Here is a 25,303-nt window from a genome sequence, read left to right on the forward strand (position 1 = left end):
ACACCCGACGTCACCCCCGGCGTCGTCCCGCCCCCCGACCAGCAAACGGATGTCGCATGTCCCCCATCACGCGTTCCCCCCGCCTCCGGACCGTCGGAGCACCCCTGACCGCGGCGCTCGCCGCCGGCGCGCTCGTCGCCGGCCTCGGCGCCCTGGCCGCAGCCCCCGCCGGTGCCACGACGTTCGGGCCCGAGCTCGTCGTCAACGGCACGTTCGAGTCCGGTGTCACCGGCTGGCGCACCAACAACGCCACCGAGCAGAAGCTCGCCTGGACCACGGCCACCGCGTACGCGGGCAAGGGTGCCGCGGTGCTGACCCGGGCCGCCAAGACCACCGGCAGCATCGTGCTCAACGACCAGACGAACTCGGTCACCTCGGTTCCCGCCGACGGCCAGTACCACGCGACCGCCGCCGTGCGGACGTCGGGTGCGGCGCTCACGGGCCAGCTGCGGATCCGCGAGGTCCTGGGCGGTGCCGTCACCACGCACGCGACCAGCTTCTCCGCGACCTCGGCCTGGCAGGTCGTGGAGCTCGACTTCACGGCCAAGGCCGGTGCGTCGCTCGACCTCAACGTGTTCTCGCTGACGGCCCCGGCCAACGCGACGCTGACCGTCGACGCCGTCTCGCTGACGCACGTGGACCCGCGGCCCACGCTCACCAACGGCAGCCTGTACTCCGAGCGCGGCATCCCCGAGGACGGCGTGCTGTTCGGCGCGGCCGTCGGCGGCAACACCGACCCGGCCGCGTTCGAGCAGCAGGTGCACGGCACGCTGGGTGTCCGCCGCACCTACTGGAACGGCACCACCGTGGCCAAGGCCGTCGAGACCGCGCGGGGCGACCTCGCGGTCGGCCGCGTGCCGTGGCTCAGCTTCAAGCTGCCCTACAGCTGGTCGGAGATGGCCGCGGGCAAGGGCGACGCGTGGACGCGTGACCTGGTCGCGCAGCTCGACGCGCTCGAGGGCCCGGTGTGGCTCGCGTTCCACCACGAGCCCGAGGGTGACGGCGACATCACGCAGTGGGTCGCGATGCAGCGCCACCTCGCGCCGCTGGTGCGGGGCGGCTCGGACAACGTTGCGATGACCGTCGTCCTGACCGGGTGGCACCAGCTGTACGGCGCCGCGCAGTACAGCCTCGAGAACCTGTGGCCCGGCGACGGCCTGATCGACCTCATCGGCTACGACGTCTACAACCAGTACGGCGTGGTCAAGAACGGCGTCATGAGCACCAAGACGACCGACATGGCGAAGAGCTACTTCCAGCAGTTCCAGGCGTTCTCCCTCAAGCACGGCGTCGCGTGGGGCCTGGGCGAGACCGGCTTCACCGACCGCGCCGCGCAGGACGACCCGCAGTGGCTCGCCCGCACGTACCAGCAGATGGAGACGTACGGCGGCGTCGCGATGGCGTACTTCAACACGTCGCTCAACTCGGCCGGCTCGTGGGTCATCACCACGCAGCAGAAGGCGGACCTGTTCGCCGCCGTGCTGAACACGACGCCGAAGCTGCGCTGACGCGCGCGGCGGCCGCTGGGCCGACCGGGTGAGGATGTCCGATCTGCGACCTTTCACCCGATTCCCACCAGGTCCCGCCGCTATCCTGACCGCATGACACGACGCACCCGGGCCGAGCGCCCGGGTGCGTCGTCGTCCCCGGCCGGCGCGGTGCTGACGCCGTTGCAGCAGACCGTGGCCGCACTGTGGGCCGATCCGGCGCCGCGTGCCGTCCCGCCGCGGTCGGCGGCCACGCCCGGGACGACGAGGCTCGTCGCGGTGCCGCGTGCGGCGAGCGCCCGCCTGCTGGTCCCGGCGCATCCCGCGCGTGCGGCCGCCGGCGCGGTCAGCCGCTACAGCACGGCCCTGACGACGAAGGAGCGGGTCACGCGGGTCGCGCTCGCGACCGGTCTCCGGCTCGGGGGGGCGCGGCTGCTGCCCGACGGGCTCGAGGCGCGCGGCGGCGGCCTGGTCGGCCACCTGGCGGAGGTGCTGGGCGAGCCCGTGGTGGTGAGCGTCGGCATCGGCACCGCACGCGCCAACCGCAAGCCCGTGCTCGAGGTCTTCGACCGGGCGGGCCGTTCGCTCGCGTTCGTCAAGGTGGGGGACACCGCGGTCGCGCGTGACCACGTCGCGGGTGAGGAGCGTGCGCTGCGGCGCATCGCGGATGCGACCTGGGACGTGGTGCGCATCCCGCGCGTGCTGCACTGCGGCGAGTGGGACGGCGCGCTGATGCTCGTCGTCTCGACGCTCGCGACCACGCCGTGGCCACGCGTGCGGGACGGGCTCGTCGGGCGCGCGCAGGACGAGGTCTTCGCGTCGCTCGGCGTGCAGCGCGCACCGCTCGTGGATGCGCCGCTGTGGACGCAGGCCCGCACGGCGGCCGAGGGCCTGGGCGAACCCGGAGCGCGGCTGCGCGCCGCGCTCGACGCGCTCGAGGACCGGCTCCCGGACCGCGACGTGCCGATCGGCTCGTGGCACGGGGACTGGACGCCGTGGAACATGTGCCCGCACCGCGGTCGCCTGCACGTGTGGGACTGGGAGCGGTTCTCCTCCGGCGTCCCGGCGGGTCTCGACGCGGTGCACCACGCCGTCAACGTGGCGACCCGCGCGCGCGGTGCGAGCGTGGACGTGGTCGCGGGTGCGCTCGCACGCTCGTCGTCGGACGACCTGGCCCGCGCCGCCTACCTGGTCGCCGTCACCGCGCGGTACCTGGCGGCCGCCGCCGACGCGGGCGGTGAGGCCATCCGGCCCCGCGCCGACGTCTTCCTCGACTGCCTCGAACGCGAGGCGGGCCTGCACGCACACACCAGGGGGCACGCATGAGCTCGACCCGGACGTTGGTGGGCCGCGCCCGCCAGGCACTGCCCGAACCGGCCGTGGGCGCCACGCGCTCGGTGGTCCGCGCATGGGGCATGGCCACCGCGGACCTGCGCCTGCTGCCGTCGATCGTCATCGTCGGCGCGCAGCGCGCCGGCACCACGACGCTGTTCCGGCTGTTCTCCGACCACCCGTCGGTGCTGCGCGCGACGCTGTCCAAGGGGGTCGGCTACTTCGACCTGAGCTACCACCGCGGACCGCGCTGGTACCGCGCGCACTTCCCGCTGCGCCGCCCGTCACGCACGCCGTACGTGACGTTCGAGTCGAGCGGCTACTACTCGTTCCACCCGCTCGCGATCGACCGGCTCGCGGCCGACCTGCCGGACGCGCACGTGGTCTACATGGTCCGCAACCCGGTGGACCGTGCGTACTCCGCGCACCGGCACGAGCTGGCCCGCGGGTTCGAGACCGAGGAGTTCGCGCGCGCGATCGAGCTCGAGCCCGAGCGCCTCGCGGGTGAGGTGGACAAGATCCTCGCCGACCCGCGCTACGAGAGCCTGCACCACCGGCACCACGCGTACCTGGCCCGCAGCCGGTACAGCGAGCAGGTCGCGCGCATGCACGCCGCGCTCGGCCCGGACCGCGTGCACGTGGTCGACGCCGACGCGTTCTTCGCGGCGCCGCAGGAGGTGTTCGCCGACCTGCAGCGTGCGGTGGGGCTGCCGGTGTGGACGCCCGCGTCGGTCGAGCAGTGGAACGCGCGCGCCCGGGACCCGCTCGACCCCGTGCTGCGCGCCGAGCTCATGGACCACTTCGCGCCGTACGACGACGAGCTCAGCCGGCTGACCGGTCGCGCACCGAGCTGGCGCTGAGCAGCCCGCGCTCCGTGAGCGCGTCGAGCACGCGCTGCGTCGCCCGGCCGTCCTCGTGCGGGGCGAACCGCTCCACGAACGCCGCGTACCGGGGCAGCGCACGTGCGTGCACGTCGTCGATCACCGCGAGCACGTCCGCGAGCTCGTCGGTGGTCCGCGTAACGGGTCCGGGCGCCCACTCGTCGTAGTCGTAGTACATGCCGCGGACCGCGTCGCGGTAGGCGTCCAGGTCGTAGGCGAACAGCACCACGGGCTTGCCCGTGACCACGTAGTCGAAGATCGCCGACGAGTAGTCGGAGACCAGCACGTCGGACGCGAGGTACAGGTCGGCGATCTCCGGGTACCGGCTGACGTCGACCACGAACCCCGGCAGCACCCGGCGCTCGTCGGGCGCGACGTGCGTGTGCAGGCGCAGCAGGACCACGACGTCGTCGCCCAGGCGGGCGCGCAGCCGCGCCAGGTCCAGCGCACCCGGGTCGACGAACCGCCCGTCGGCATCCTTGGAGTCGTCGCGCCACGTCGGGGCGTAGAGCACCGCGCGCCGGCCGTCGGCGATCCCGAGCTCGGCGCGCACACGCGCGCGGACCTCCGGCGCGCGGTCGGACAGCAGCACGTCGTTGCGCGGGTAGCCGGTCTCGAGCACGGTCCCGTCGAAGCCGAACGCGCCCCGGAACACGCGCGTCGCCTCGGGTGCGGGCGACAGCAGGAGGTCCCACTTGGCCACGTCCCGGACCATGCGCGCGCGGTGCGCCGCGGCACCCGAGTACGTCGCGAACGCCTCGTCGTGACCGATGGTCTTGAGCGCCGTGCCGTGCCACGTCTGCAGGTAGGTGGCGCGCGGGCCCTTGATGCGGTGCTGGGAGATGATGTCGTTCGCCACCACCAGGTCCGCGGTGAGCAGCCGGGCGAAGTACTCGGGCGAGTGCCGACGCACGCCCACCACGCCCGCGGGCAGCGGCGTCCCGGGCGCGGCCACCCAGTACTGGCGCACGTCCGGGTGCCGCTCCGCGAGCAGCTCGGAGATCGCGCGCGGGCTGTCCGCGTACCGTCCGCGCCAGCTCTCGAAGAACGCCCGCCGGATCACGCGATCGCCGCGACGGGGGCCGGGGCCGCGCCGAGCGGGGGCTGTGCGAGCGCCTGCTCGAGCGTCGAGGCGATGAACGTGCTGTCCGCGGCGGACAGCTTGTAGCTCGACGTGCGGCCGTGCGTGATGAGGGACAGGAACTCCGCGAGCTCGTACCGCAGGCCCTCGCCGTCGAACCGCGACGTGTACCGACGGTTGCGCGACGGGTCCTCGAACCGCAGCTCGAACGCCTCGGCCTTCCACCACGGCGCCGGCACGTACAGGTAGCCCGCCGTGCCGGCCGCGACCAGGTCGCCCTCGGCCTTGACGCCGAGCCCGACCACTGCGGTGCCGATCGCGCCGTCGTAGCGCAGCGTGAGGCGCGCGTAGTCGTCGATCTCGCTGCCGGGCAGCGTGAGCGCGTCGCGCTGCACGTCCCGCACGTCGGTGCCGAGCAGCTTGGCGATGGCCAGCAACGGGTAGCTCGCGAGCTCGCGCGTGCTGCCCCCGTCGGCGTGGCGCTCGCGGGGGTTGCCCTCGACCAGCTTGGTGAACGTGGCCTGCACCGAGCGGATCTCCCCGATGCTCCCGCTGCGCGCCAGCGCCACCATCTGCACGAACCCCGGCGAGTACGCGGTCTTGATGGCCTCGAGCAGCACCACGCCGCGATCGGCCGCGAGCGCGTAGAGCTGCTCGGCGTCGGCACCGGTCAGCGCGATCGGCTTCTCGCACAGCACATGCTTGCCCGCGGCCAGCGCGGCCCGGGTCTGCGGCACGTGCGCGTCGTGCGGGCTCGCGATGTAGACCGCGTCGACCCGGTCCAGCAGGTCGTCGTAGCTGGTGGTCGCGAACGACAGCTCGTGCGCGGCCGCGAACGCCTCGGCCGACGAGCGGTGCGGCGTGCACACCCCGACCGCCTCGACGCCCGAGACGTACTTGGACTCGGGGACGAACCTGCGGGCGATGCGGCCCGCGCCGACGATCCCCAGGCGCAGGATGCCGCCGTCGGCGGCGCGCAGCTCGGTGGACGAGACGCCCGCCGTGCGGTCCAGGTAGACCACCCGGCAGTACGAGCCGAGGTAGTCGAACTTGCCCGTCCAGTCCGAGCCGATCACGAACACGTCGATCCCGTGCTTCTGGATGTCGGTGATCTTCTGCCCGTCGCGCTCCTCGATGATGATCTCGTCCGCCAGGCCGCTGGCCCGCACGTTCTCGATCCGCGTCATGAGCGACTGGCGCACGTTGAGCTTGCCGCGCTGCTCGTCGTACTGCTCGGTGGTGACGCCCACCGTGAGGTGGTCCCCGTGCTCGCGCGCGCGCTCGAGGATGCGGCGGTGGCCCTCGTGGAACAGGTCGAACGTGCCGTAGGTGATGACCCTGGTCACGGCTTCCTCCCGGATGATGCGGTGGCGACCTCGGGTGCGTCGGCCACGGTGTCCGCTGCGGTGACGGCGGGCCGCCGGCGCAGCGCGTGCAGGACCAGATCGAGCGAGAGCTCACGGCGCCAGCGGCGCAGCACGAGCAGGTAGGTGACGCCGCCGAGCGCGAGCACGCCCAGCAGCACGAGCGCGTGCGCGCCCACGAGCACCGCGACGAGGCCCGGCACCACGAAGCACGCGACGTTGGCAGCGGCGGCGCGCAGGAGCTGTGCGCTGCCCGGCGTCATTCCCAGGGCACGCCGCACCTGGACGAAGCCGAGCGCGTTGCGCAGCGCCACCGACGCGGCCCATGCGGCCGCGGCACCCGTGATGCCCCACACGGGCACCAGCACCAGGCACAGCACCACGTCCACGACGAGCGCCGAACCCGCGTTGACCAGGCTCGTGGTGCTCCGGCCCGCCATGAGCAGCATGGTGTCCAGCGCCCCCGCCGCCACCGCGCCCATCATCGCCACGGCCATCACCACCACCGTGGTGACGGCCTGCGTGGTCACGTACTCGTCGCCGAAGATCGACAGGTACACCGCGCTCGCGACCGCCACGCCGCAGTACACGGGCCACGTCGTCAGCACGCTCCACGCGGTCGCGGTGCGGAACACGCGTTCGGCGTCGTCATGCTGGTGCAGCGCGAGCATGTGGGCGATGCGGGGCTGCAACGCCTGCTGGATGGCGGCGCCGCCGATCTGCCCGACGGGCACGAACCGGGTGGCGACCGTGTACGCGGCGGCGTGCGTGGGCGACAGGAGCGCGGCGACCACCACGATGTCGACGCGCTGCAGCGCGATCTGGCACACGCGCGAGATGCTGCGCGGCCACGTGAACGCCCAGAACTCCCGGCGCACCTCGGTCAGCACCGCGGGGTCGACGTGACGCGGCACGTCGCGGTGCCGGAGCACACGCACCAGGGCGAGCGTGCCCAGCGCGCCGCTGACCGCGTACGGCAGCGCCCAGGACCACGCGAGCGCGACGAGGCCGCCCGCGAGCACGGCGACCGCGACCGCGCCGAGCGGCTGCAGGAGCGTGCGCGCGATCCGGTCCGCCACCACCGTGGGACGCATCTGGCCGAAGCCGCGCGTGGCCGCGAGCACGAAGTCGCTCAGCGTCGCGACCGGCGCGAGCAGCGCGACCAGCCGCAGCGCCGTGGCGCCCCGGGAACCGTCGAGCCCGAGCGCGGGCGCGAGCACGTCCGCGGTGGCGGTGACGACGACCGCGACCGCGAGGCTCGCCCACAGGACGGGGACCCGCGCGACGCGGATGGTCGCGGCGATCGCCTCGGGCCGGCCCTCGGCGCCGTACCGGGGGACGAATCGCGCCAACCCCGTGTCGGTGCCGAGCGCGCTGACCGCCAGCAGGATGAGGAACACCGACGTCAACGAGAAGTACTGCCCCGCGACGTGCGCGTCGAACTGGGCCGCGACGAGCGCGACCAGCGCGAAGCCGCCCAGCGACGCGACCGCGGCGCCCACCAGGTTGATCGCGCCGCCCCGTGCGACGTGCCGCAGCTGGTGCGTGTGCTGACCGACCGCCTCGGCGTCGGCCGGGGCGGCGCTCACCGGTGCGCCTCGACGACCCCGTCGCCGCTCGCGTGCTCGTCGTGGCGCTCGGTGGCGGGCTCGGTGCCGTCGCTCTCGTGCGCGTCGTCGCCCGCGCCGTCGGACGCCTCGGGGGCCGGGCCGCCGGCACCGGTCCGCAGCGGGAAGACCGGGGCGAACGGCACGGGCGGGTCGAGCGGCTGCGGCGCGTCGCCACCGGCCGCGGGTCCGCCCTGGTGGGGCACGAGCGAGACGGCCACCGACGTCCGGGGAGCCGAGGAGGCGGTGCGCGGTCCCCGCGCGGCGAGCTCGACGGCGGCCGCGACCGGGTCCGTGTCGTCGGCCGGGCGGCGCTTCTTCCACACCGCGTGCGCCGGGTGCCCGGGGCGCCGCGGCGCGGGCGTCACGACGAGCGCCGCGGACCGCTCGACGCCCGCGGACCGGACGGCCTCGAGCATCTGCTCGACGTCGCCCGTGCGGGTGGCGCCCAGCCGGACCTCGACGAGCGCCGCACTCACGTGCTGCAGCACGGCGGCATCCGCGACCCCGCCGTGCAGGCGGGCCGCGACGATCACCAGGTCGGCCTCGTGCAGCAGGTCGGCGAGCACCGAGCCGAAGCCCGCACCCGCGACCAGGTCCGCGACGCGTGCGAGCGCGACGCCCGGGGGCAGGACGCGCACGCGCGGCGCGGCCGTGACCAGGGCCGTGCGGGTCGGTGCGGTGGAGACCAGGAGCCCTGCGAGGCCCTCGCCGCGCGGACGGTCGCTCGGCGGCAGCTCGTCGGTGAGGTCCACCACCACGGTGCGCATGCCCGCAGCGCCCGTCGCGAGCGCGAGCGGGGCGACCTCGGCCGCGGCGTGCGGGCTCGACGTCAGCACCGCGAGCACCGGACGTGCGTCACCCAGCAGGCTGGGGAGCTGGGCGCGCAGCGTGCGGTAGTCGTCGCTGACGGGCTGCGCCCACGGGTCCACCGACCCGGTCGCTCCGACGGACGCGACCACCGGCAGCAGCTCGTCGGCCTCCGACCACCGCTTCACGGCCCGGTTGCGCCGCCCGTACAGCCATGCGCCCGCGACGGCCAGGGCCACCCCGCCCGCGGCGCCCACCAGGGGGAGCAGCCGGCTCATCGAGAGCGGCCCCTCGGGCTGCAGCGCCGCGATGGTCACCACCTGGCCGGGGTCGAGCGTCGAGGAGGTCGCGTCCACCAGACGCGCGTTGAGCTGCGCGAGCTGCGTCGTGGTCGTCTGGATCTGGGCGCTGATCAGCGCGGCCTTGGGCGGGTCGTCCACGGCGGCCGCGTACTGCGCGGACAGCTCCTCGAGCTGGGAGTTGCGCTCGGTGATCTCCGCCTGCAGCTGCGTGCGCTCGACGTCCGTCGACTTCGTCGCGCGCTGGATCCGGTAGTCGAGGTACGCGTCCGCGAACGCCTGCGCGCGGCGCACCGCGTTCTCGCCGTTGCGTGCCGTGACCGTGATGTCGAGGATCTGCGTGTTCGGCAGCACCTCGACCCCGAGGCCGGTCAGCAGCGCACCCGGGTCGGTGGAGCCCGCGTCCGTCGCGGCGAGCCGCGCGACCGCGTCGGAGCGGACGATCTCCGCCTCGGTCGTCAGGTTGATCAGGTCCTCGCCCGAACCACCCGGGTGGAACGGGTTGCCGTCGAGCGGGTTGAGCAGCACCGTGGCCTCGGCGGTGTACGACTGCGGCACCTGCGAGGCGGCGACCACGCCGGCACCCGCGCCCAGGCCCGCGAGCAGCAGCGCGGGGAGCGCGGCGCGACGGACCAGCGCAGCCCGCGTCGAGGCGGGCCGACGTCCGCCACGGGACGGGCTCGAGGTCACGCCGTTCCTTCCGGTATGTCCGCTTTGGTCCATTCATGATAGGTGGGCGACACCCGGACGAGGCCGTCCCGATGTCCAATTCACCCCGTATTCACACCAACGGCCGCACGCGCGTGCGTCAGCATGTGCGGATGACGTCGGTGCTGTTCGTGGGCTCGAGCGGGGGCCACCTCGCCCAGATGGTCGCCATGCGCGGCTGGTGGAGCGGGCACCGGCGCTCGTGGGTCACGTTCGACACGCTCGACGCGCGGACCGCGCTCGCGGACGAGCGCGTGCGCTGGGCGTACTGGCCCACCACGCGGCACCTGCCGAACGCGGTGCGGAACCTGGGCCTCGCGGTGCGCGCGCTGCTCGCGGACAAGCCCGACGTCGTGGTCTCCACGGGCGCCGGCGTCGCGCTGCCGTTCTTCGTCGTCGCGCGCGCGCTCGGGATCCCCACGGTGTACGTCGAGGTGTACGACCGGGTGGACTCGCGCACCCTGACCGGTCGTCTGTGCCGGCCCTGGGCGAGCCTGTTCTGCGTGCAGTGGCCCGAGCAGCAGGAGCAGTACCCGGGTGCGCTCGTCGTCGGGCCGCTGCTGTGACCGCGGCGCACGACGAGTCCGACGCGCGCCCGCTCGTGCTGGGTCTCGTCGGGACAGACCATCACCCCTTCGACCGCGTCGTCGCGTGGCTCGACGCGTTCGCGCGCACGCACCCCGACGTGCACGTCGTCGTGCAGCACGGCACGTCGCAGCCGCCCACCGCCGCCGACGGCGTCCCGCTGCTGCCCAAGGCCGAGCTCGCCGGCCTGCTCGATCGCGCCGCGGTGGTGGTGAGCCACGGCGGCCCCTCGACGATCGTCGAGTCCTACCGCACGGGCCGCATGCCCGTGGTGGTCCCGCGCGACCCGCAGCACGGCGAGCACGTGGACGGCCACCAGCAACGGTTCGCACGGTTCGCCGAGCAGCGGGGCCTCGCGCTCGTGGCGCACGACGCCGCGGCGCTCACCGCGCTGGTGGAGCGTGGGCTGGCCGGTGACCTGCCGCGGCCCGGTGCCGCGCTGCCCGATCCGGCGCACGCCGCGGCCGTGCTGGGGCAGGAGGTCGCGCGCCTGACCGCGGTCCCGTCGCGGCGCCTGCGCCTCCTGCGCCGCTCGGCCCGATCGGGCGCACGGGCCCCGCGGGGCTAGATGCCGTGGCCGCGACGGTGGGCGACGGCCATCGCGCGTTCGGCCGACAGCACGCGGGCCACCACGAGCAGCGCGAGGTACGTGCGCCGCTCGCGCCAGTCGTAGCGGAACGCGCGCCATGCGCTGCCCGCGCTCTCCCGCCGCCGCCCGAGCGCGGCGAGCGCGAACGCGCGTCGGCCCATCAGCCGGGCCATGCCCGACCTGCTCGAGCGCAGCACCTGGTGCTTGGCGACGCCGTAGTCGATCGCGGCGACGATGGTGTCCCACCGCTGCGAGAACAGCGACTGGCCCCAGCGCACGCGCACCAGCGGCTCGCTGACCACGCTGATGGGCCCCGCCTGAGCGGCGCGCAGCATCCAGTCGAAGTCCTCGCCGTAGCTGCCGGGGATCTCCTCGTCCACCAGGCCGATCGGGCCGAGCAGCGCGGACCGGCGCACCACGACGCTCGACGGGTGCGCGGCCATGACGCGGCGGGACGCGAGCGTCTCGACCGTCATCTCGTGCGCGAGCGGGATGCGGGGCGTCTCGTGGTCCTCGTAGACCACGACGATCCCGGTCACGCTCGTGTCGGCACCGTCGGCCAGCAGCTGCCGGACCTGGGCGTCGAGCTTGCCGGGGAGCCACTCGTCGTCGTCGTCGCAGAACGCCACCAGGTCGCCCGACGCGGCGAGGATGCCGGTGTTGCGCGCGCCCGCCAGGCCGCGCGTGCGCTCGGTGTTGGCCGCCACGCGCACGGGCCGGAGCGGGTCGTCGTCGGCGACCGTGGGGTCGGGCTCGGCGCCGTCGAACACGACGATCGTCTCGACCACGCCGTCGTACTCCTGCGCGCGCACGGCGGCGACCGCCACGCGCATCAGCTCCGGGCGGTTGTGCGTCGCGATGACCACCGTGGCGGTGGGTAGCGTCCCGGGTGCGGTCGTCGGCACGGTGATGCCCTCCTTCGAACGGGTGCCCGGTCGGTGCGGGTCGGTGGCGGGTCCGGCGTCGGCGCGCGCGGCGAGCCGCCACACGCGGGCGAGGTTGACGGCCGTGGCGAGCGCGTAGAACGCGAGCGCGCCCCACACGGCCCACGCGAGCGCGCCGGCCGGCGCGAGCAGCGGCAGCAGCCCGAGCGCGAGCACCTCGACCTCGACGGCCCAGGGCAGCGGGCTCATGTCACGACGCTGCGCGAACCGCACCCACCAGCCCAGCCCTGGCACCTCGCGCGGCAGACGGCCCCCCGCCCCGCCGTCGCCCTGACCCGTGGCCGCGGCGAGCTGCTTGCGGTACTGCAGCGCCCAGTTGTACGTCCCGACGAGCGTGACGAGCCCGACGGCAGCGGCGCTCGGCACCGTGCCGGCGCGCGTGAGCGCCCAGCCGAACGTCGCCGTGCACGCCAGGATCCCGACGACGTCCGCGGCCAGGTCGAGTGCCGCACCGCGGCGTGAGGACGTGCCCCGCGCGCGGGCGACCTTGCCGTCCAGGCAGTCGACGAAGAACCGCGCCAGGAACAGCGCACCGCCCGCGCGCCACCAGCCCGCGGCGAACGCGCCCGCGGCCGCGAGCCCGAGCGTGAGCGCCACGAGGGTCACCGCGTTCGGCGAGACGCGCGTGCGCCGCGCGAGCCACCGCGCCACGGGGACCGCGAGCGGGTCCACGACCAGGACCGTGAACATCTGGTCGCGCTCCTTGGTGAGCCGGGGCAGCGCCGGGTCGGCGCGTCCGGCGGGCGGGGCGAGAGTGGGCGCGGCGGTCATGGACGGCTCCGGGCGGGCGTGGGCGACGCGACGGGCGGCAGGCCCGACGGGCGACGGTGGACGACGGACAGGAGTGCGTCGAGCGCGAGCGCGGACAGCAGACCGAGAAGTGCACCCGAGACCACGGGGACCGCGGCCTCGTCGGGCAGGCGCACGCTGCGGGCCGAGCGCACCACCTCACCCGCCTCGGTGGTCGCGAGCAGCACGTTGTCGATGTACCGCTGCACGCGTTCCTCGGTGAGCAGCGGGCGGCTGCTGTCGCCCGCGGTGTCGAGCTCGATGGCATTGCGCAGCGCCGTGTCGAGCGACGCGAGCACCTGCTCGCGCCGCAGCGCCAGGTAGTCGGCGCGCGAGTCCAGGTACCCGGCCGCGAGCTCGTCGGCCACCGCGCTCGCGCGGTCCGCGTCGGTCGAGCGGTACTCGATCGTCAGCACGTCGGTGTTCGGGGCCGCGGTGATCGTGATCGCGTCGCGCAGCGCGGCCTGCCCGGAGATGGTCCGGTCGATGCGGTCGAGCGTGCCCGCGGACACGACGAGCGCGGCCTCGGTGTCCACCGTGATCTCCTGGTTCTTGCGCTCGGTCCCGCTGTCGGGGTCGAGCGCGACGGGCGGCCGCGCCAGCAGCAGCGACGTGCGCGCGGCGTACACCTCGGGCTGCTGCGCGGCGACCACCATGCCCACGCCCGCGCCCGCCACGGTCAGCGCGACGACGAGCGGTGCCGCGTGCCGCAGCCGGGCGCGCACGTGCGCCAGGTCGGTGCCGTCGTCGTCGCGTTCCCGCCACGCGAGCGCGAGTGCCGCCATGACCGTCATGAGCGGGAGGCCCAGCGTGTCGTAGACGAACAGCTCGATCGCGAAGAACAGCAGGATCACCGCCGCGAGCGTCTCCACGGGCGTGCGGCACCGCCAGTGCGCCCATGCCCGGCGGACGAAGAACAGCAGGAAGAACGCGGCCCCGACGACTCCGGTCGTGAAGATCACGCCCCACAGGTGGCCCTGCGTGCCGAGCGGCGGGACGCCGCACGCGGGGCAGTCCGGCGTGGAGCCGCCGGCGATGGACGCGAAGCTGCCCTGCACGTCCCGCGTGCTGCCGAAGCCCACCACGGGCGAGCCCTCGAGCGTGCTGGTGACGGTGCGCTCGAGCAGCTCGGAGCGGCGGTCGTTGCTGTGCGCGTTGGCCAGTCGCTCGGACACCACGTCCGCGAGCGGGCTCGCCCAGAGCACCAGGGCCGCGACGACGAGCGCGGTCGCGAGGGCGACCACGTGCGCCAGGTTCCCCCGCAGCGCCCACCGCACCACGACGAACGCGGCGCCCGCGCCGAGCGCGAGCCACAGCCCGCGGTTCATGGAGTACACGACCGGCAGCGCGGCCAGCACGAGCACCACGGGGGCGACCACGCGCCGCCACCCGGCGCCCCGGCGGCACCAGCCCAGCAGGAAGAACGGCAGGTAGAGCGAGAGGTTGGCGCCCCACGAGTTCGCGAATGAGAACGGTGCGTTGGGCCGGTACTCGACGTGCCCCAGGAACGTCGTCATGGTCGACGCCTGCGGGTGGACCAGCGACTGCACGAAACCGTTGCTGCGCAGCCCGCCCGGCAGCGCCAGCTCCACCGCGGACGTCACCTCGAAGCGCGGCAGGAACGTGCCCAGCAGCCCGCCGAGCACCGTCCAGACGAACATCCAGCCGAGCAGCCGGAGCACGACGTCGGTGCGCACCTGGCGCTCGTCGGCGTTGCCCAGCCACAGCAGTACCACCGTGCAGGCGAGGTACCAAGCGACGCGGTACCCGTAGACCATGAGGCGTCCGCCGCCGCCGCCCGGCACGGCTCCGGGCGCGTCGACCCACAGCATCAGCCCGCTCGCGAGCAGCCACACCACGAACAGCCCCCACCACAGCGCGCCGCGCGGGAGCCGGACCGAGCCGTGCCGCACCAGGTCGACCGCCATGGGCACCGTGGCCAGGATCGGCACGAACGCGCTGAGCCCGAGGATCCACCACACCGGGAACGCGAGCACCAGCACGGTGAGCGGCCATGTGCGCCAGGCGGTCGTGCCGCGGGCGTCGGGATCAGGCGCAGCGAGCGGACGTGGGGCGGTGGGGCGCTCGTCGAGCGTGAGTGCCACGAGCGCCTCCGCTCTCCTCGTGCGCGCGGCGGGCGTCCCCTCCGCGCTCGTCGCGGTCACCCCTGCGGGCACGCGCGCGACGCCCGCGCCGTGCGGGTGCCTCAGTCTGCCGCCCGGGGGAACCGTCACGGTCCGACCCGTCCGCTTTTCACCCGATTCGCCCGTGCCCGAACGCCCGTTCGGGTGACCGGTCCGTTTTCACCCCGACCGGGCGGAGATATGCCCGATTTGCGCCAGTACGCTCGCCCCGATAGCGCGCCCCGCCGGCCCGCTGGATCGCCACGTTGGAGGGCGCATGCGTAGATGGATCGCTGGTGCCGCCGCAGCGGCGCTGGGGGTGTCGCTCGCCGTCGTGAGCACCCCGGCCGCGCAGGCCTACCAGGTGCCGCAGGACAAGCTCGTCGGCGAGGTCGCTGCGAACTTCACGCCGCACGTGCTCGACGGGCAGGTCAACGCGATCGCCCAGGTCGGCAACATGATCGTGCTGGGTGGGGAGTTCACCCGCGTGCGCAGCGCGACCAGCACCACCGAGCTCGCCCGCACCAACCTGGTCGCGTTCAACGCGACGACGGGTGCGATCAGCTCGACGTTCCAGCCCAACGCGAGCGGTGAGGTCACCGCGGTGATCCCCGCCGGCGATGGGCAGAGCGTCTACGTGGGGGGCAGCTTCAACACGATCGCGGGGCAGAGCACGCCCAGCCTCGCGCGGATCCGCGTCTCGGACGGGGCGCCCGTCGGCGGTTTCGTCGTGCCGACGTTCTCCGGGCGGGTCAAGGACCTGCGGCTGGTGGGGAACCGGCTGTGGATCGCGGGCACGTTCACGCACGTCGCCGGCAAGCGCCAGCCTGCGCTCGCCACAGTCAACGCGACCACGGGCGCGTTCGACCCGTACATGAGCCTCGCGCTCGAGGGCGTGCACAACGGCGGCAACACCACGATCGTGAAGATCGACGTCAACCCGCAGGGCACACGCCTGGTCGGCATCGGCAACGTGGACACGCTGCAGGGTGTGCAGAACCACCAGCTGTTCATGCTGGACCTCACCGGTGCGAGCGCGCAGCCCGCCGACTGGCAGACGAACTTCTACACCTCGGCGTGCGCGTCGGCGTTCACCAGCTACATGCGCGACCTGGACTTCTCGCCCGACGGCACGTACTTCGTCGTCACGACGACGGGTGCGTACGGCGGCGCGAACAGCGCGTGCGACGTCACGGCGCGTTGGGAGACCGCGGCGAGCGGCACGGGCATCACGCCGACGTGGACGGACTACACCGGCGGCGACACCACGTACGCCGTGGCCGTGACGGGCACCGCGGTCTACACCGGCGGTCACGCGCGCTGGCAGAACAACCCGTACGCGGGTGACAGCGCGGGCCCCGGCGCGGTCTCGCGCCCCGGCATCGCGGCGCTCGACCCGAAGAACGGTCTGCCGTTCTCCTGGAACCCGACCCGCACGCGCGGCGTGGGCGTGTTCGACCTGCTCGCGACGCCCACGGGGCTGTGGGTGGGCTCGGACACCGACCGCATCGGGGCCTACCAGTACAAGGGCCGCATCGCGTTCCTGCCGCTCTCGGGCGGCTGGGACGTGCCGCAGACGCCGGCCGCCACGCTGGGCGGCAGCATCTACTCCGCGGGGTCGCTGAGCGCGCCCACGGACCCGTCCTACCTGTACCGGATCAACGCCGGTGGCGCCGCGGTGCCGTCGACCGACGCCGGACCGGCGTGGGCCGCGGACACCTCCGCGACCAGCCCGCTGCGCATCGGCGGTCCCAACTCCGCGAGCTACTCGCCGTCCGTGACGCGGTCCGCGACGCTGCCGAGCACCACGCCGCTGTCGATCTTCGACACCGAGCGCTGGGACGACACGGCGGCCCCCGAGATGCAGTGGAACCTGCCGGTGACCGCAGGGCTGCCGATCAAGGTCCGGCTGTTCTTCGCCAACCGGTACTCGGGCACGCAGAACCCGGGGCAGCGCGTCTTCGACGTGCAGCTCGACGGCGCGACCGTGATCGACGACTACGACATCGCTGCGGACGTGGGCCACAACGTGGGCACCGTGAAGGAGTTCACCACCACGAGCGACGGCACGGTCAACATCCGGCTCACGCACGGCGTCGAGAACCCGCTCATCAACGGGATCGAGATCGTCCGCACCGACCTGCCGCCGTTCGTCAGCGGCGCGGACCAGCTGTCGCGGACCCCGTACGACGGCACCACCGTCGGGGCGACCGCGGCCGTGCCCAACGGCGGCATCGCGTTCTCCGGGGTGCGCGGGATCTTCATGTCCCTCGGCCAGGCGTACATCGCGGGTGCCGACGGGTCGTTCACGCGACGCACGTTCGACGGGACCACGTGGGGTGCGCCGCACGCGGTCGACACGTCCGACCAGCTCACGCCGCTGGCCGCGTGGCACGACGAGATCACCCGGATGACCGGGCTGTTCTTCGACGGGCCGTCGGGGCGCATGTACTTCACGCTCGCGGGCCAGAACGCGCTGTACTACCGGTACCTCACGCCCGAGAGCGACGTGGTCGGGGCGGTGCGGTACACCGCGGCGAGCAACGTCACGGGCGTCGACCTGACGCAGGTGCGCGGCATGTTCCAGGCCAACGGCAAGCTCTACTTCGGGACGCCGTCGGGCAACCTCGTGCGCACCGACTGGACCGGCACGGCACCGGCCGCGGGCACCGCGACCACCGTGTCCGGCCCGGCGCTCGACGGGCACCGGTGGGACGCCCGCGCGCTGTTCGTCTTCCAGTCGGAGGACGGCACCGCGCCCAACATCCCGCCGACGGCGTCGTTCAGCGTCACGTGCGAGGACCAGGAGTGCGCGTTCGACGCGGGAGCCTCGGCGGACGTGGACGGCACGGTCGCGCACTACGCGTGGGACTTCGGTGACGGTGCGACGGGGTCAGGCAAGGCCGTCACGCACACCTACGCCGGCTCGGGCACGTACCCGGTGGTCCTCACGGTCACCGACGACCGCGACGGTGAGGCGCAGGCCACGCAGCAGCTGTCGGTCACCTACGCCTACGCCGATCCGGTCGCGGCCTTCGAGGCCACGTGCACGCCCGCACGCGTGTGCTCGTTCGACGCCTCGGGGTCCTCGGACGCCGACGGGCCGATCGCGAGCTTCGCGTGGGACTTCGGTGACGGCGAGGTGGGCGACGGCGAGACCGCGTCGCACACGTACGGCGCTGACGGTGACTTCACGGTCACCCTCACGGTCACGGACGCGCAGGGAGCGACCGCGACGGCCGACCGCGTGGTGAGCGTGGAGCTGCCCGTGGTGCAGGTCGAGTTCGTCGGTGCGCAGTCGGCGAACGCCAACACCGCGCGCTTCGCGACGACCGCGCCCGCGCAGGTGCAGGCCGGTGACCAGCTCGTGGCGATCCTCACGTGGAACTCGCCGACGGCGACCACCACCGCCCCGGCCGGCTGGACGCCGCTCGGGCCGGCCACCTCGTCCGCCCAGCTCGCGACGCGCGTGTGGACGCGCACCGCGACGGCGGCCGACGCGGGCGCCGAGGTGGCGTTCCCGATGTCCGCGATCACGAAGGGCTCGCTCGCGGTGCTCGCGTACCGGGGCGCCGAGCCGCTCACGGCCTCCGACCTCGCGGTCGACCTCGAGACCGTGGCGCAGACGGGCCACACCACGCCCACGGTGACGGTGCCGCAGAACGCGGTGGTGCTGAGCTACTGGGCGGACAAGTCCTCGGCGACCACCACGTGGACCCTGCCGGCCGGGGTGACGTCACGCGGGCTCAGCGTCGGCAGCGGCTCGGGCCGGGCCGTCGCGGCCTTCGGCGACAGCGGTCCGCTGGCCGCCGGGTCCGCGGGCGGCTGGACGGCGGTCGCGGACTCGGCCAACGCCAAGGCCGTCATGGCCTCGTTGGTGCTGACCCCCGCGGGCTGACCCGCACCGCACGAGAGGGCGGGGGCTGCGGCCCCCGCCCTCTCGTCATGCCCGGACGGGCCGCGCCCAGTCAGTGCTGCAGGACGAGCGTGAGCGTGCCGCCCTCGCGGTCCTCCTCGACCGAGAACGGCACCTGCTCCGCCAGGCCCAGGCCGAACACCACGGTCCCGCCGAGGTTCCGCGCGAGCACCACCTGCCGGACCACGGGCTGGTCGAACGTCTCGTTGGTGATGACGTCCTTGCCCGTGACGCCCCGCGCGCCCGGGCTGGCATCCGTGAACGTCACGGTCATCGCGGCGGTGCCGTCGAGCAGCAGCGGGTCGTCCTCGCCGCGCATCACGACGTCCTGGTAGCCGATCTCGTACGGGGGCAGCCCCGTGCCGTCGAACGTGAACGTGACCGTGTCGGCGGTGGAGTCGGTGGCCACGTCGACCGCGGTGAGGTCGCCCGGGGTCCCGTCCGGCTGGCGGCGGGGTGCGGTGCCGACCGTGTCGGGCGGGACGGGTGCCGTCGTGCTGGGCGCGGCCGAGGGGCTCGGCCCGTCGGTCTCCGCGCTCGCGTCGTCCGGACCGGGTGCGGCGCTCGTGCTCGTCGACGTCGGTCCGGCGGACGTCGGGCCGGGATCGTTGTCCTCGCCCGTGCAGGCCGTCAGCGCGAGCGCGAGCACGAGCCCGCAGCCGACCCGTCCGACGATCGTCGTCCTGCTCACCGGGTGCACCCCCTGTCCTCCCGGCCGCACGCGGCCGTGCCCGTCCGACGACGGGCCTGCACAGCATCGCTGGTCAGCCGCCGCCAGAACAGGACGAAAAGGACAGTTCACCCACGTGGCGGTGCCTCGTCGTGCGGTGATGCACCCGCACGGGCGAGCGGCGCGACGTCCTTCGCCGCCTTGGGCCGGCGCGGCGTCAGTGCGGGGAAGCCGTGCCGGCGGCGGATCAGCATCCAGATCGGGGGAGCGAGCAGCAGCGTGGCCACCAGGGCGGCCCCAGTCTGCACGTTGCCGAGCCCGAGCATCTTGAGCGCCGACGCGAGCAGCACGAACGCGAGCGCGCGTCGCACCAGGCCGCCGGTCAGGCGCGCGGACATCTGCGCGCCGATGAACACCCCGGGGATCGAGCCGATCAGCAGCGGCCACGTGATCGCCATGTCGAGGTCGCCGAACAGCGCGTGCGCCACCGCGGCGGACGCCACGAGCGGCACGGCCTGCACCAGGTCCGTGCCGACGAGCTGGCTGGCCTTGAGCCCGGGGTACAGCATCATCAGCCCGATGATGACCAGTGAGCCCGACCCGACGGACGTGAGCCCGACGATCAGCCCGCCCACGACGCCCAGCAGCACGGTCGGCAGCGGGCGGACCGTGACGCGCGGGGTGCCGGTGGGCAGCGGGTCGGCGTGGCCGTCGCGGCGCCGGGCGCGCTCGGCCAGGCGTAGGTAGGCACGGACCACCAGGCCGATCGCTGTCAGCAGGAGCGCCACGCCGAGCGCGATCTTGATGGTGTGCTGGACCTGCTCGTCGTCCGAGAACAGCTGCAGCAGGAGCACGCCGCAGAACGCGGACGGGACCGAGCCGATCACCAGCCACTTCACGAGCTGCAGGTTCACGGTGCCGTGGCGCAGGTGCACGGCCGAGCCGACGGGCTTCATCACGGCGCTGGCGACCAGGTCGGACGAGACCGCGGTCAGCGGCGGCACGTTGAAGAACAGCACCAGCACGGGGGTCATCAGGGCGCCGCCACCCATGCCGGTCAGCCCGACGACGATGCCGATGCCGAACGCCGCGGCGGCCATGGTCCAGTCCACCGGACAAGGGTGCCCGCTCGACCCGAGAAAACCAACCCGCGTACTCGACTTTCCCCCGCGGCGCCCAGGACCTCCCCGGCGCTCCGCGCGCGGTCAGCGGACCGGGCGTGTGTGGGTGCCCGCTCGTAGACTGTGCGCGCACCCCGCGCCCGTGCGCAGGGCCGCCCGGAGACCCCGTCGCCGTCGGCCCCGCGGCCCGTTCGTCGGGGCGCTCGTGCTGCCCGGGACCGCTCCGGCCCCACCCCGCTCGCCCCGTCACCCCCGGTGACGACCCCGTCGTGAGGACCCCATGGACCTGACCGGCCTCCTGCCCGCCCTGCTCGCCGACCCGGCCGCCGCCGCGGCCCTCGCCGCCCTGCCCGCGCGTGGCGAGGTGGACGTCGTCGGTCCCGCGGGCATCCGGCCGCCGCTGCTTGCCGCGCTGGCCGGCGCGGTCCCCGGCAGCCGCGGGCGCCCGCTGGTCGTGACCACCGCCACGGGACGCGACGCCGACGAGCTCGCGGACGCGCTGCGCTGCTACCTCCCGGACGACGACGTCGCGGTGCTCCCCGCGTGGGAGACGCTGCCGCACGAGCGCCTGTCGCCGCGCGCGGACACGGTCGCGCGGCGCCTCGCGGTGTTCCGCAGGCTTGCGCACCCCACACCCGAGCCGGGGCCCGCGGGGCCGATCCGCGTGCTGGTGGTCCCCGTGCGCGCGCTGCTGCAGCCGGTGGTCGAGGGACTCGGGGAGCTGCGACCCGTCGAGGTCGCGGTCGGCGACCGCGTCGACCTCGAGGAGCTCACGCACCGGCTGGTCGACGCGGCGTACTCACGCGTGGACATGGTCGAGAAGCGCGGCGAGTTCGCGGTGCGCGGCGGGATCCTGGACGTGTTCCCGCCCACCGAGTCCCACCCGCTGCGCGTCGAGCTGTGGGGCGAGGACGTCGAGGAGATCCGGTGGTTCTCGGTCGCGGACCAGCGTTCGCTCGAGGTCGCGGACCACGGGCTGTGGGCGCCGCCGTGCCGCGAGATCCTGCTGACCGACGCGGTGCGCGAGCGGGCCGCGGCGCTCGTGCCGCAGCTGCCCGGCGCGATCGACATGCTCGACAAGCTGGCCGCCGGGATCGCGGTCGAGGGCATGGAGTCGCTCGCGCCCGCGCTCGTGGAGCGCATGGTCCCCGTGCTGGACCTGGTCCCCGACGACGCGCTGCTGGTGCTCGCGGACCCGGAGCGCATCCGCCGCCGCGCGCACGACCTGGTGGCGACCACGCAGGAGTTCCTCGAGGCCGCGTGGACGTCGGCCGCCGCGGGTGCCGCGACGCCGCTCGACCTGTCCGCCGCGTCGTTCGCGACGTTCGCCGAGGTGCGTGCGCTCGCCGCGGTGCGCGGCCTGGGCTGGTGGACGCTGTCGGGCTTCACGCTCGACGCGGGCGCGGACGACGAGGGCGCGGACGCCCCGGTGCGCGAGACGGACGGGGTGGAGACGCTCGTCGTGGCCGCGCGGGACGTCGAGCGGTACCGCGGCGAGGTCGCGCGGGCCGTCGCCGACGTGCGCGCGCTCCAGCAGGCCGGGTGGCGCCTGCTCCTGGCGACCGAGGGCCACGGCCCGGCGCAGCGCATGGTCGAGCAGCTGCGTGCCGCGGACTGCCCCGCGCGGCTCGTCGCGACCATCGACCAGGAGCCCGAGGGCGGTGTCGTCCTCGTCACGCCCGCACCCGTGGGTCCGGGCTTCGTCGCCGAGGGCCTGCGGCTCGCGGTGCTGTCCGAGTCCGACCTCACGGGCCGCACGGGATCCTCGACGCGAGACATGCGACGCATGCCCTCGCGCCGGCGCAACGTCGTCGACCCCCTCGCGCTGCGCCCCGGGGACTTCGTGGTGCACGAGCAGCACGGCGTGGGCCGGTTCGTCGAGCTGGTGCAGCGCACGGTCGGCTCGGGCGCCTCGGCCGCCACGCGCGAGTACCTGGTCATCGAGTACGCGTCCAGCAAGCGCGGCCAGCCGGGGGACCGGCTGTACGTCCCGACGGACCAGCTCGACCAGGTGACCAAGTACGTGGGCGGTGAGGCGCCGAGCCTCAACAAGATGGGCGGCACCGACTGGGCCAAGACCAAGGGCCGCGCGCGCAAGGCGGTCAAGGAGATCGCCTCGGAGCTGATCCGCCTGTACTCGGCGCGCATGGCCACGCCCGGGCACGCGTTCGGCCCGGACACGCCGTGGCAGCGCGAGCTCGAGGACGCGTTCGCGTACGTCGAGACGCCGGACCAGGCCGCGACGATCGACGAGGTCAAGGCCGACATGGAGAAGTCGATCCCGATGGACCGGCTGGTCTGCGGGGACGTCGGGTACGGCAAGACCGAGATCGCGGTGCGCGCCGCGTTCAAGGCCGTGCAGGACGGCAAGCAGGTCGCGGTGCTGGTCCCGACGACCCTGCTGGTCCAGCAGCACCTCGACACGTTCACGGAGCGTTACTCGGCGTTCCCCGTGACGGTCAAGGCGCTGTCCCGGTTCCAGACCGCCAAGGAGAGCCAGGCGATCGTCGACGGGCTCGCGGACGGGTCCGTGGACATCGTGATCGGCACGCACCGCCTGATCACCGGCAACGTCCGGTTCAAGGACCTGGGCCTGGTGGTGATCGACGAGGAGCAGCGGTTCGGCGTCGAGCACAAGGAGACGCTCAAGGCGCTGCGCACCAACGTGGACGTCCTGGCCATGAGCGCCACGCCCATCCCGCGCACGCTCGAGATGGCCGTGACGGGCATCCGGGAGATGTCGACGCTCGCGACCCCGCCCGAGGAGCGGCACCCCGTCCTGACGTTCGTCGGGGCGTACGAGGAGAAGCAGATCTCCGCCGCGATCCGCCGGGAGCTGCTGCGCGAGGGACAGGTGTTCTACGTGCACAACCGCGTCGAGTCGATCGAGCGGACGGCGTCGCGGCTCAACGAGCTGGTGCCCGAGGCCCGCATCGCGGTCGCGCACGGGAAGATGGGCGAGCACCAGCTCGAGCAGGTCATCGTCGACTTCTGGGAGAAGCGGTTCGACGTGCTGGTCTGCACGACCATCGTCGAGACCGGCCTCGACATCTCCAACGCCAACACGCTGATCCTCGAGCGCGCGGACCTGCTGGGCCTGTCGCAGCTGCACCAGCTGCGGGGCCGCGTCGGCCGCGGGCGCGAGCGCGCCTACGCGTACTTCCTGTACCCGCCCGAGAAGCCCCTCACCGAGACCGCGCACGACCGTCTGCAGACCATCGCGGCCAACACCGACCTGGGTGCGGGCATGGCCGTGGCGATGAAGGACCTCGAGATCCGCGGCGCCGGCAACCTGCTGGGCGGCGAGCAGTCCGGGCATATCGAGGGCGTGGGCTTCGACCTGTACATCCGCATGGTCGGCGAGGCCGTCGCGTCCTTCCGCGACGACGTGCCCGAGGAGCTGCCCGACGTCACGATCGAGCTGCCCGTCGACGCGCACATCCCGCACGACTACATCGCGCACGAGCGGCTGCGCCTCGAGGCGTACCGCAAGGTCGCGGTGGGTGCGGACGACGCCGCGCTCGCCGAGGTCCGCGCCGAGCTCGTCGACCGCTACGGCCCCGTGCCCGCCGCGGTGGACAACCTGTTCGAGGTCGCGCAGTTCCGCAACCACGCGCGCTCGGCCGGGCTGACGGACATCACGGCGCAGGGCAAGTTCGTGCGCTTCGCCCCCGTCGAGCTGCCCGAGTCCGCGCAGCTGCGGCTCAAGCGCCTCTACCCGGGCTCGATCGTCAAGCCCGCGGTGCGCACCGCGCTCGTGCCGTTCCCGACGACCGCGCGCATCGGTGGCAAGCCCTTGCACGGGGCCGCTCTGCTCACCTGGTGCCGCCAGTTCATCGACGCGATCGTCCGGGGTGACGTCTCGACCGCCGCCCAGGTCGGCACCACCCGCTGACCCCCCACCCACCCCCGCCCCCCACACCCACCCGCCGAACTGGTAGTTATCCGCCAGGTCGACGGGAGGGGATGCGGCCGTGCACGGCTTCCCGACGGGCCCCACCCGCCGAACTGGTCGTCATCCGCCAGGTCGACCGAGGGGATGCGCCCGAGCAGGGCGGTGGGCGGGGACGCAGCGCGTCAGGGGGCGGGTGTGCTCTGGCGGGGGGCCAGGACGGTCAGGAGCGCGAGCTTGTCGGAGTCGGGCGTGCCGGGCGTCGCCGTGAAGACGAGCAGGCGCTGGCCCGTGTCGGTGTCGAGCAGGGTCTGGCAGTCGACGGTCAGCGTGCCGAGATCGGGGTGCTGCATCCGCTTGGTGCGCGCGTGCTTGTCGTCGACCCGGTGCTGGGCCCAGAGCGTGGCGAACTCGTCGCTGCGGGCCAGCAAAGCCTCTACCACCCGGTGCGCACGCGAGCCGGCACCGCCACGCGCGTACGCCGCCCGCAGCTCGGCGACGAACGTCGCGGCGCGCTCGTCGTGGTCCTCGGGCGGGTACACGTCGCGCGACGACGGGTCGGTGAACCAGCGGAACACGGTGGAGCGGTCGAGACCCGTGAAGCGGGTCTGGTCGCCGAGCAGCGCCATCGCGGCGGGCGTCTGCACCAGCGTCTCGCCGGTCTCGGTGACGACCATCGCGGGCGTGTCGTGCAGGCGGTCGACGATGCGCAGCACCGCGGGCGCGACGTGGTCGGCCCGGGCCGCGCGGTCGGGTGCGTGGTGACCCGCGAGCCGGAACAGGTGGTCGCGCTCGGCGAGCGTGAGGTGGAGCCCGCGGGCGATCGCGCCGAGCATCGGCTCCGACGGCTGCGGGCCGCGGCCCTGCTCGAGCCGGCCGTAGTAGTCGGCCGACATGCCGCACAGCGCGGCCACCTCCTCGCGGCGCAGCCCGGCCGTGCGCCGTCGCGATCCGCGCGGCAGGCCCACGTCCTCGGGCTGCAGCGCGGCGCGTCGGGCCCGCAGGAAGTCGGCGAGCTGGGGTCGGTCCATGCCTGCATCGTCGCCCGTGCGGCGGGCGGGAGCCAGGGATCGCGGATCCCTGGACAGGTGCGGCCTGGATGCGT

At 74.1% G+C, this 25,303-nt stretch carries 16 protein-coding genes; 7 read left to right on the forward strand and 9 right to left on the reverse strand.

Translation table 11 applies throughout. The features are described 5' to 3' along the window. Nucleotides 1-56 precede the first annotated feature (56 nt). The 3 genes from CELGI_RS03060 (at nucleotide 57) to CELGI_RS03070 (ending at nucleotide 3,679) form a co-directional block, all read left to right on the forward strand. The gene (locus CELGI_RS03060; protein ID WP_013882646.1) at nucleotides 57-1,508 is read left to right on the forward strand and encodes a glycoside hydrolase family 26 protein; all 1,452 of its coding nucleotides are present in this window, start codon (nucleotides 57-59) and stop codon (nucleotides 1,506-1,508) included. A 93-nt stretch (nucleotides 1,509-1,601) separates the two neighbouring features. Beyond that, a complete protein-coding gene (locus tag CELGI_RS03065) occupies nucleotides 1,602-2,813 on the forward strand; it encodes a hypothetical protein (protein WP_013882647.1) in 1,212 nt (403 codons plus the stop codon). Continuing rightward, nucleotides 2,810-3,679 (forward strand): sulfotransferase family protein, encoded by an 870-nt coding sequence (locus tag CELGI_RS03070; RefSeq protein ID WP_013882648.1) that lies wholly within the window; start codon nucleotides 2,810-2,812, stop codon nucleotides 3,677-3,679. The genes CELGI_RS03065 and CELGI_RS03070 overlap by 4 nt, the downstream gene beginning before the upstream one ends. On the opposite strand, the gene CELGI_RS03075 is transcribed toward CELGI_RS03070, so the two are convergent. Genes CELGI_RS03075 through CELGI_RS17260 form a run of 4 tightly spaced genes read right to left on the reverse strand, consistent with a single transcriptional unit; the run spans nucleotide 3,642 to nucleotide 9,551 of the window. Next, nucleotides 3,642-4,763 (reverse strand): CDP-glycerol glycerophosphotransferase family protein, encoded by a 1,122-nt coding sequence (locus tag CELGI_RS03075; RefSeq protein ID WP_013882649.1) that lies wholly within the window; start codon nucleotides 4,761-4,763, stop codon nucleotides 3,642-3,644. The two genes, CELGI_RS03070 and CELGI_RS03075, sit on opposite strands and share 38 nt — an antisense overlap. Next, the gene (locus tag CELGI_RS03080) at nucleotides 4,760-6,127 is read right to left on the reverse strand and encodes a Gfo/Idh/MocA family oxidoreductase (RefSeq protein ID WP_013882650.1); all 1,368 of its coding nucleotides are present in this window, start codon (nucleotides 6,125-6,127) and stop codon (nucleotides 4,760-4,762) included. Before CELGI_RS03080 ends, CELGI_RS03075 begins: the two co-directional genes overlap by 4 nt. Further along, complete coding sequence (locus CELGI_RS03085; protein ID WP_013882651.1) at nucleotides 6,124-7,734, reverse strand: MATE family efflux transporter; 1,611 nt, start codon at nucleotides 7,732-7,734, stop codon at nucleotides 6,124-6,126. Before CELGI_RS03085 ends, CELGI_RS03080 begins: the two co-directional genes overlap by 4 nt. Next, on the reverse strand, nucleotides 7,731-9,551 hold the full coding sequence (locus tag CELGI_RS17260; protein ID WP_013882652.1) for an LPS biosynthesis protein: 1,821 nt from the start codon (nucleotides 9,549-9,551) through the stop codon (nucleotides 7,731-7,733). Before CELGI_RS17260 ends, CELGI_RS03085 begins: the two co-directional genes overlap by 4 nt. Before the next feature lie 131 nt (nucleotides 9,552-9,682). On the opposite strand from CELGI_RS17260, the gene CELGI_RS03095 reads away from it, so the two are divergent. Together CELGI_RS03095 and CELGI_RS03100 are read left to right on the forward strand one after the other, a co-directional pair. Continuing rightward, nucleotides 9,683-10,135, forward strand: coding sequence for a glycosyltransferase family protein (locus tag CELGI_RS03095; RefSeq protein WP_041574081.1), 453 nt, complete (start codon nucleotides 9,683-9,685; stop codon nucleotides 10,133-10,135). Then, nucleotides 10,132-10,722 carry a glycosyltransferase gene (locus CELGI_RS03100; protein ID WP_013882654.1) on the forward strand — a complete coding sequence of 197 codons (591 nt, stop codon included), beginning with the start codon at nucleotides 10,132-10,134 and terminating at the stop codon, nucleotides 10,720-10,722. Before CELGI_RS03095 ends, CELGI_RS03100 begins: the two co-directional genes overlap by 4 nt. Here the strand turns inward: CELGI_RS03100 and CELGI_RS16250 are convergent. Then, nucleotides 10,719-12,458, reverse strand: coding sequence for a glycosyltransferase (locus CELGI_RS16250; protein WP_013882655.1), 1,740 nt, complete (start codon nucleotides 12,456-12,458; stop codon nucleotides 10,719-10,721). The genes CELGI_RS03100 and CELGI_RS16250 overlap by 4 nt on opposite strands. Then, on the reverse strand, nucleotides 12,455-14,581 hold the full coding sequence (locus CELGI_RS16255) for a GumC domain-containing protein (RefSeq protein WP_013882656.1): 2,127 nt from the start codon (nucleotides 14,579-14,581) through the stop codon (nucleotides 12,455-12,457). Before CELGI_RS16255 ends, CELGI_RS16250 begins: the two co-directional genes overlap by 4 nt. A gap of 295 nt (nucleotides 14,582-14,876) precedes the next feature. Here CELGI_RS16255 and CELGI_RS03115 point away from each other — a divergent pair, with 295 nt between their 5' ends. Then, nucleotides 14,877-18,497 carry a PKD domain-containing protein gene (locus tag CELGI_RS03115; RefSeq protein ID WP_013882657.1) on the forward strand — a complete coding sequence of 1,207 codons (3,621 nt, stop codon included), beginning with the start codon at nucleotides 14,877-14,879 and terminating at the stop codon, nucleotides 18,495-18,497. A gap of 70 nt (nucleotides 18,498-18,567) precedes the next feature. Here CELGI_RS03115 and CELGI_RS03120 read toward each other — a convergent pair whose 3' ends face one another. Together CELGI_RS03120 and CELGI_RS03125 are read right to left on the reverse strand one after the other, a co-directional pair. Then, nucleotides 18,568-19,206: an AMIN-like domain-containing (lipo)protein gene (locus CELGI_RS03120; RefSeq protein ID WP_150104648.1), complete on the reverse strand. Its 639-nt coding sequence runs from the start codon at nucleotides 19,204-19,206 to the stop codon at nucleotides 18,568-18,570. 107 nt (nucleotides 19,207-19,313) lie between these two features. Next, nucleotides 19,314-20,297 (reverse strand): sulfite exporter TauE/SafE family protein, encoded by a 984-nt coding sequence (locus CELGI_RS03125; RefSeq protein WP_211206546.1) that lies wholly within the window; start codon nucleotides 20,295-20,297, stop codon nucleotides 19,314-19,316. 289 nt (nucleotides 20,298-20,586) lie between these two features. Between CELGI_RS03125 and mfd the strand changes: the two genes are divergently transcribed. After that, on the forward strand, nucleotides 20,587-24,201 hold the full coding sequence (gene mfd / locus CELGI_RS03130; RefSeq protein ID WP_013882660.1) for a transcription-repair coupling factor: 3,615 nt from the start codon (nucleotides 20,587-20,589) through the stop codon (nucleotides 24,199-24,201). A gap of 182 nt (nucleotides 24,202-24,383) precedes the next feature. Here mfd and CELGI_RS03135 read toward each other — a convergent pair whose 3' ends face one another. Continuing rightward, entirely contained in the window at nucleotides 24,384-25,229 is an 846-nt protein-coding gene (locus tag CELGI_RS03135) for a helix-turn-helix transcriptional regulator (protein ID WP_013882661.1), read from the reverse strand. Nucleotides 25,230-25,303: the final 74 nt, after the last annotated feature.

It is taken from the genome of Cellulomonas gilvus ATCC 13127 (assembly GCF_000218545.1).
Lineage (GTDB): Bacteria > Actinomycetota > Actinomycetes > Actinomycetales > Cellulomonadaceae > Cellulomonas > Cellulomonas gilvus.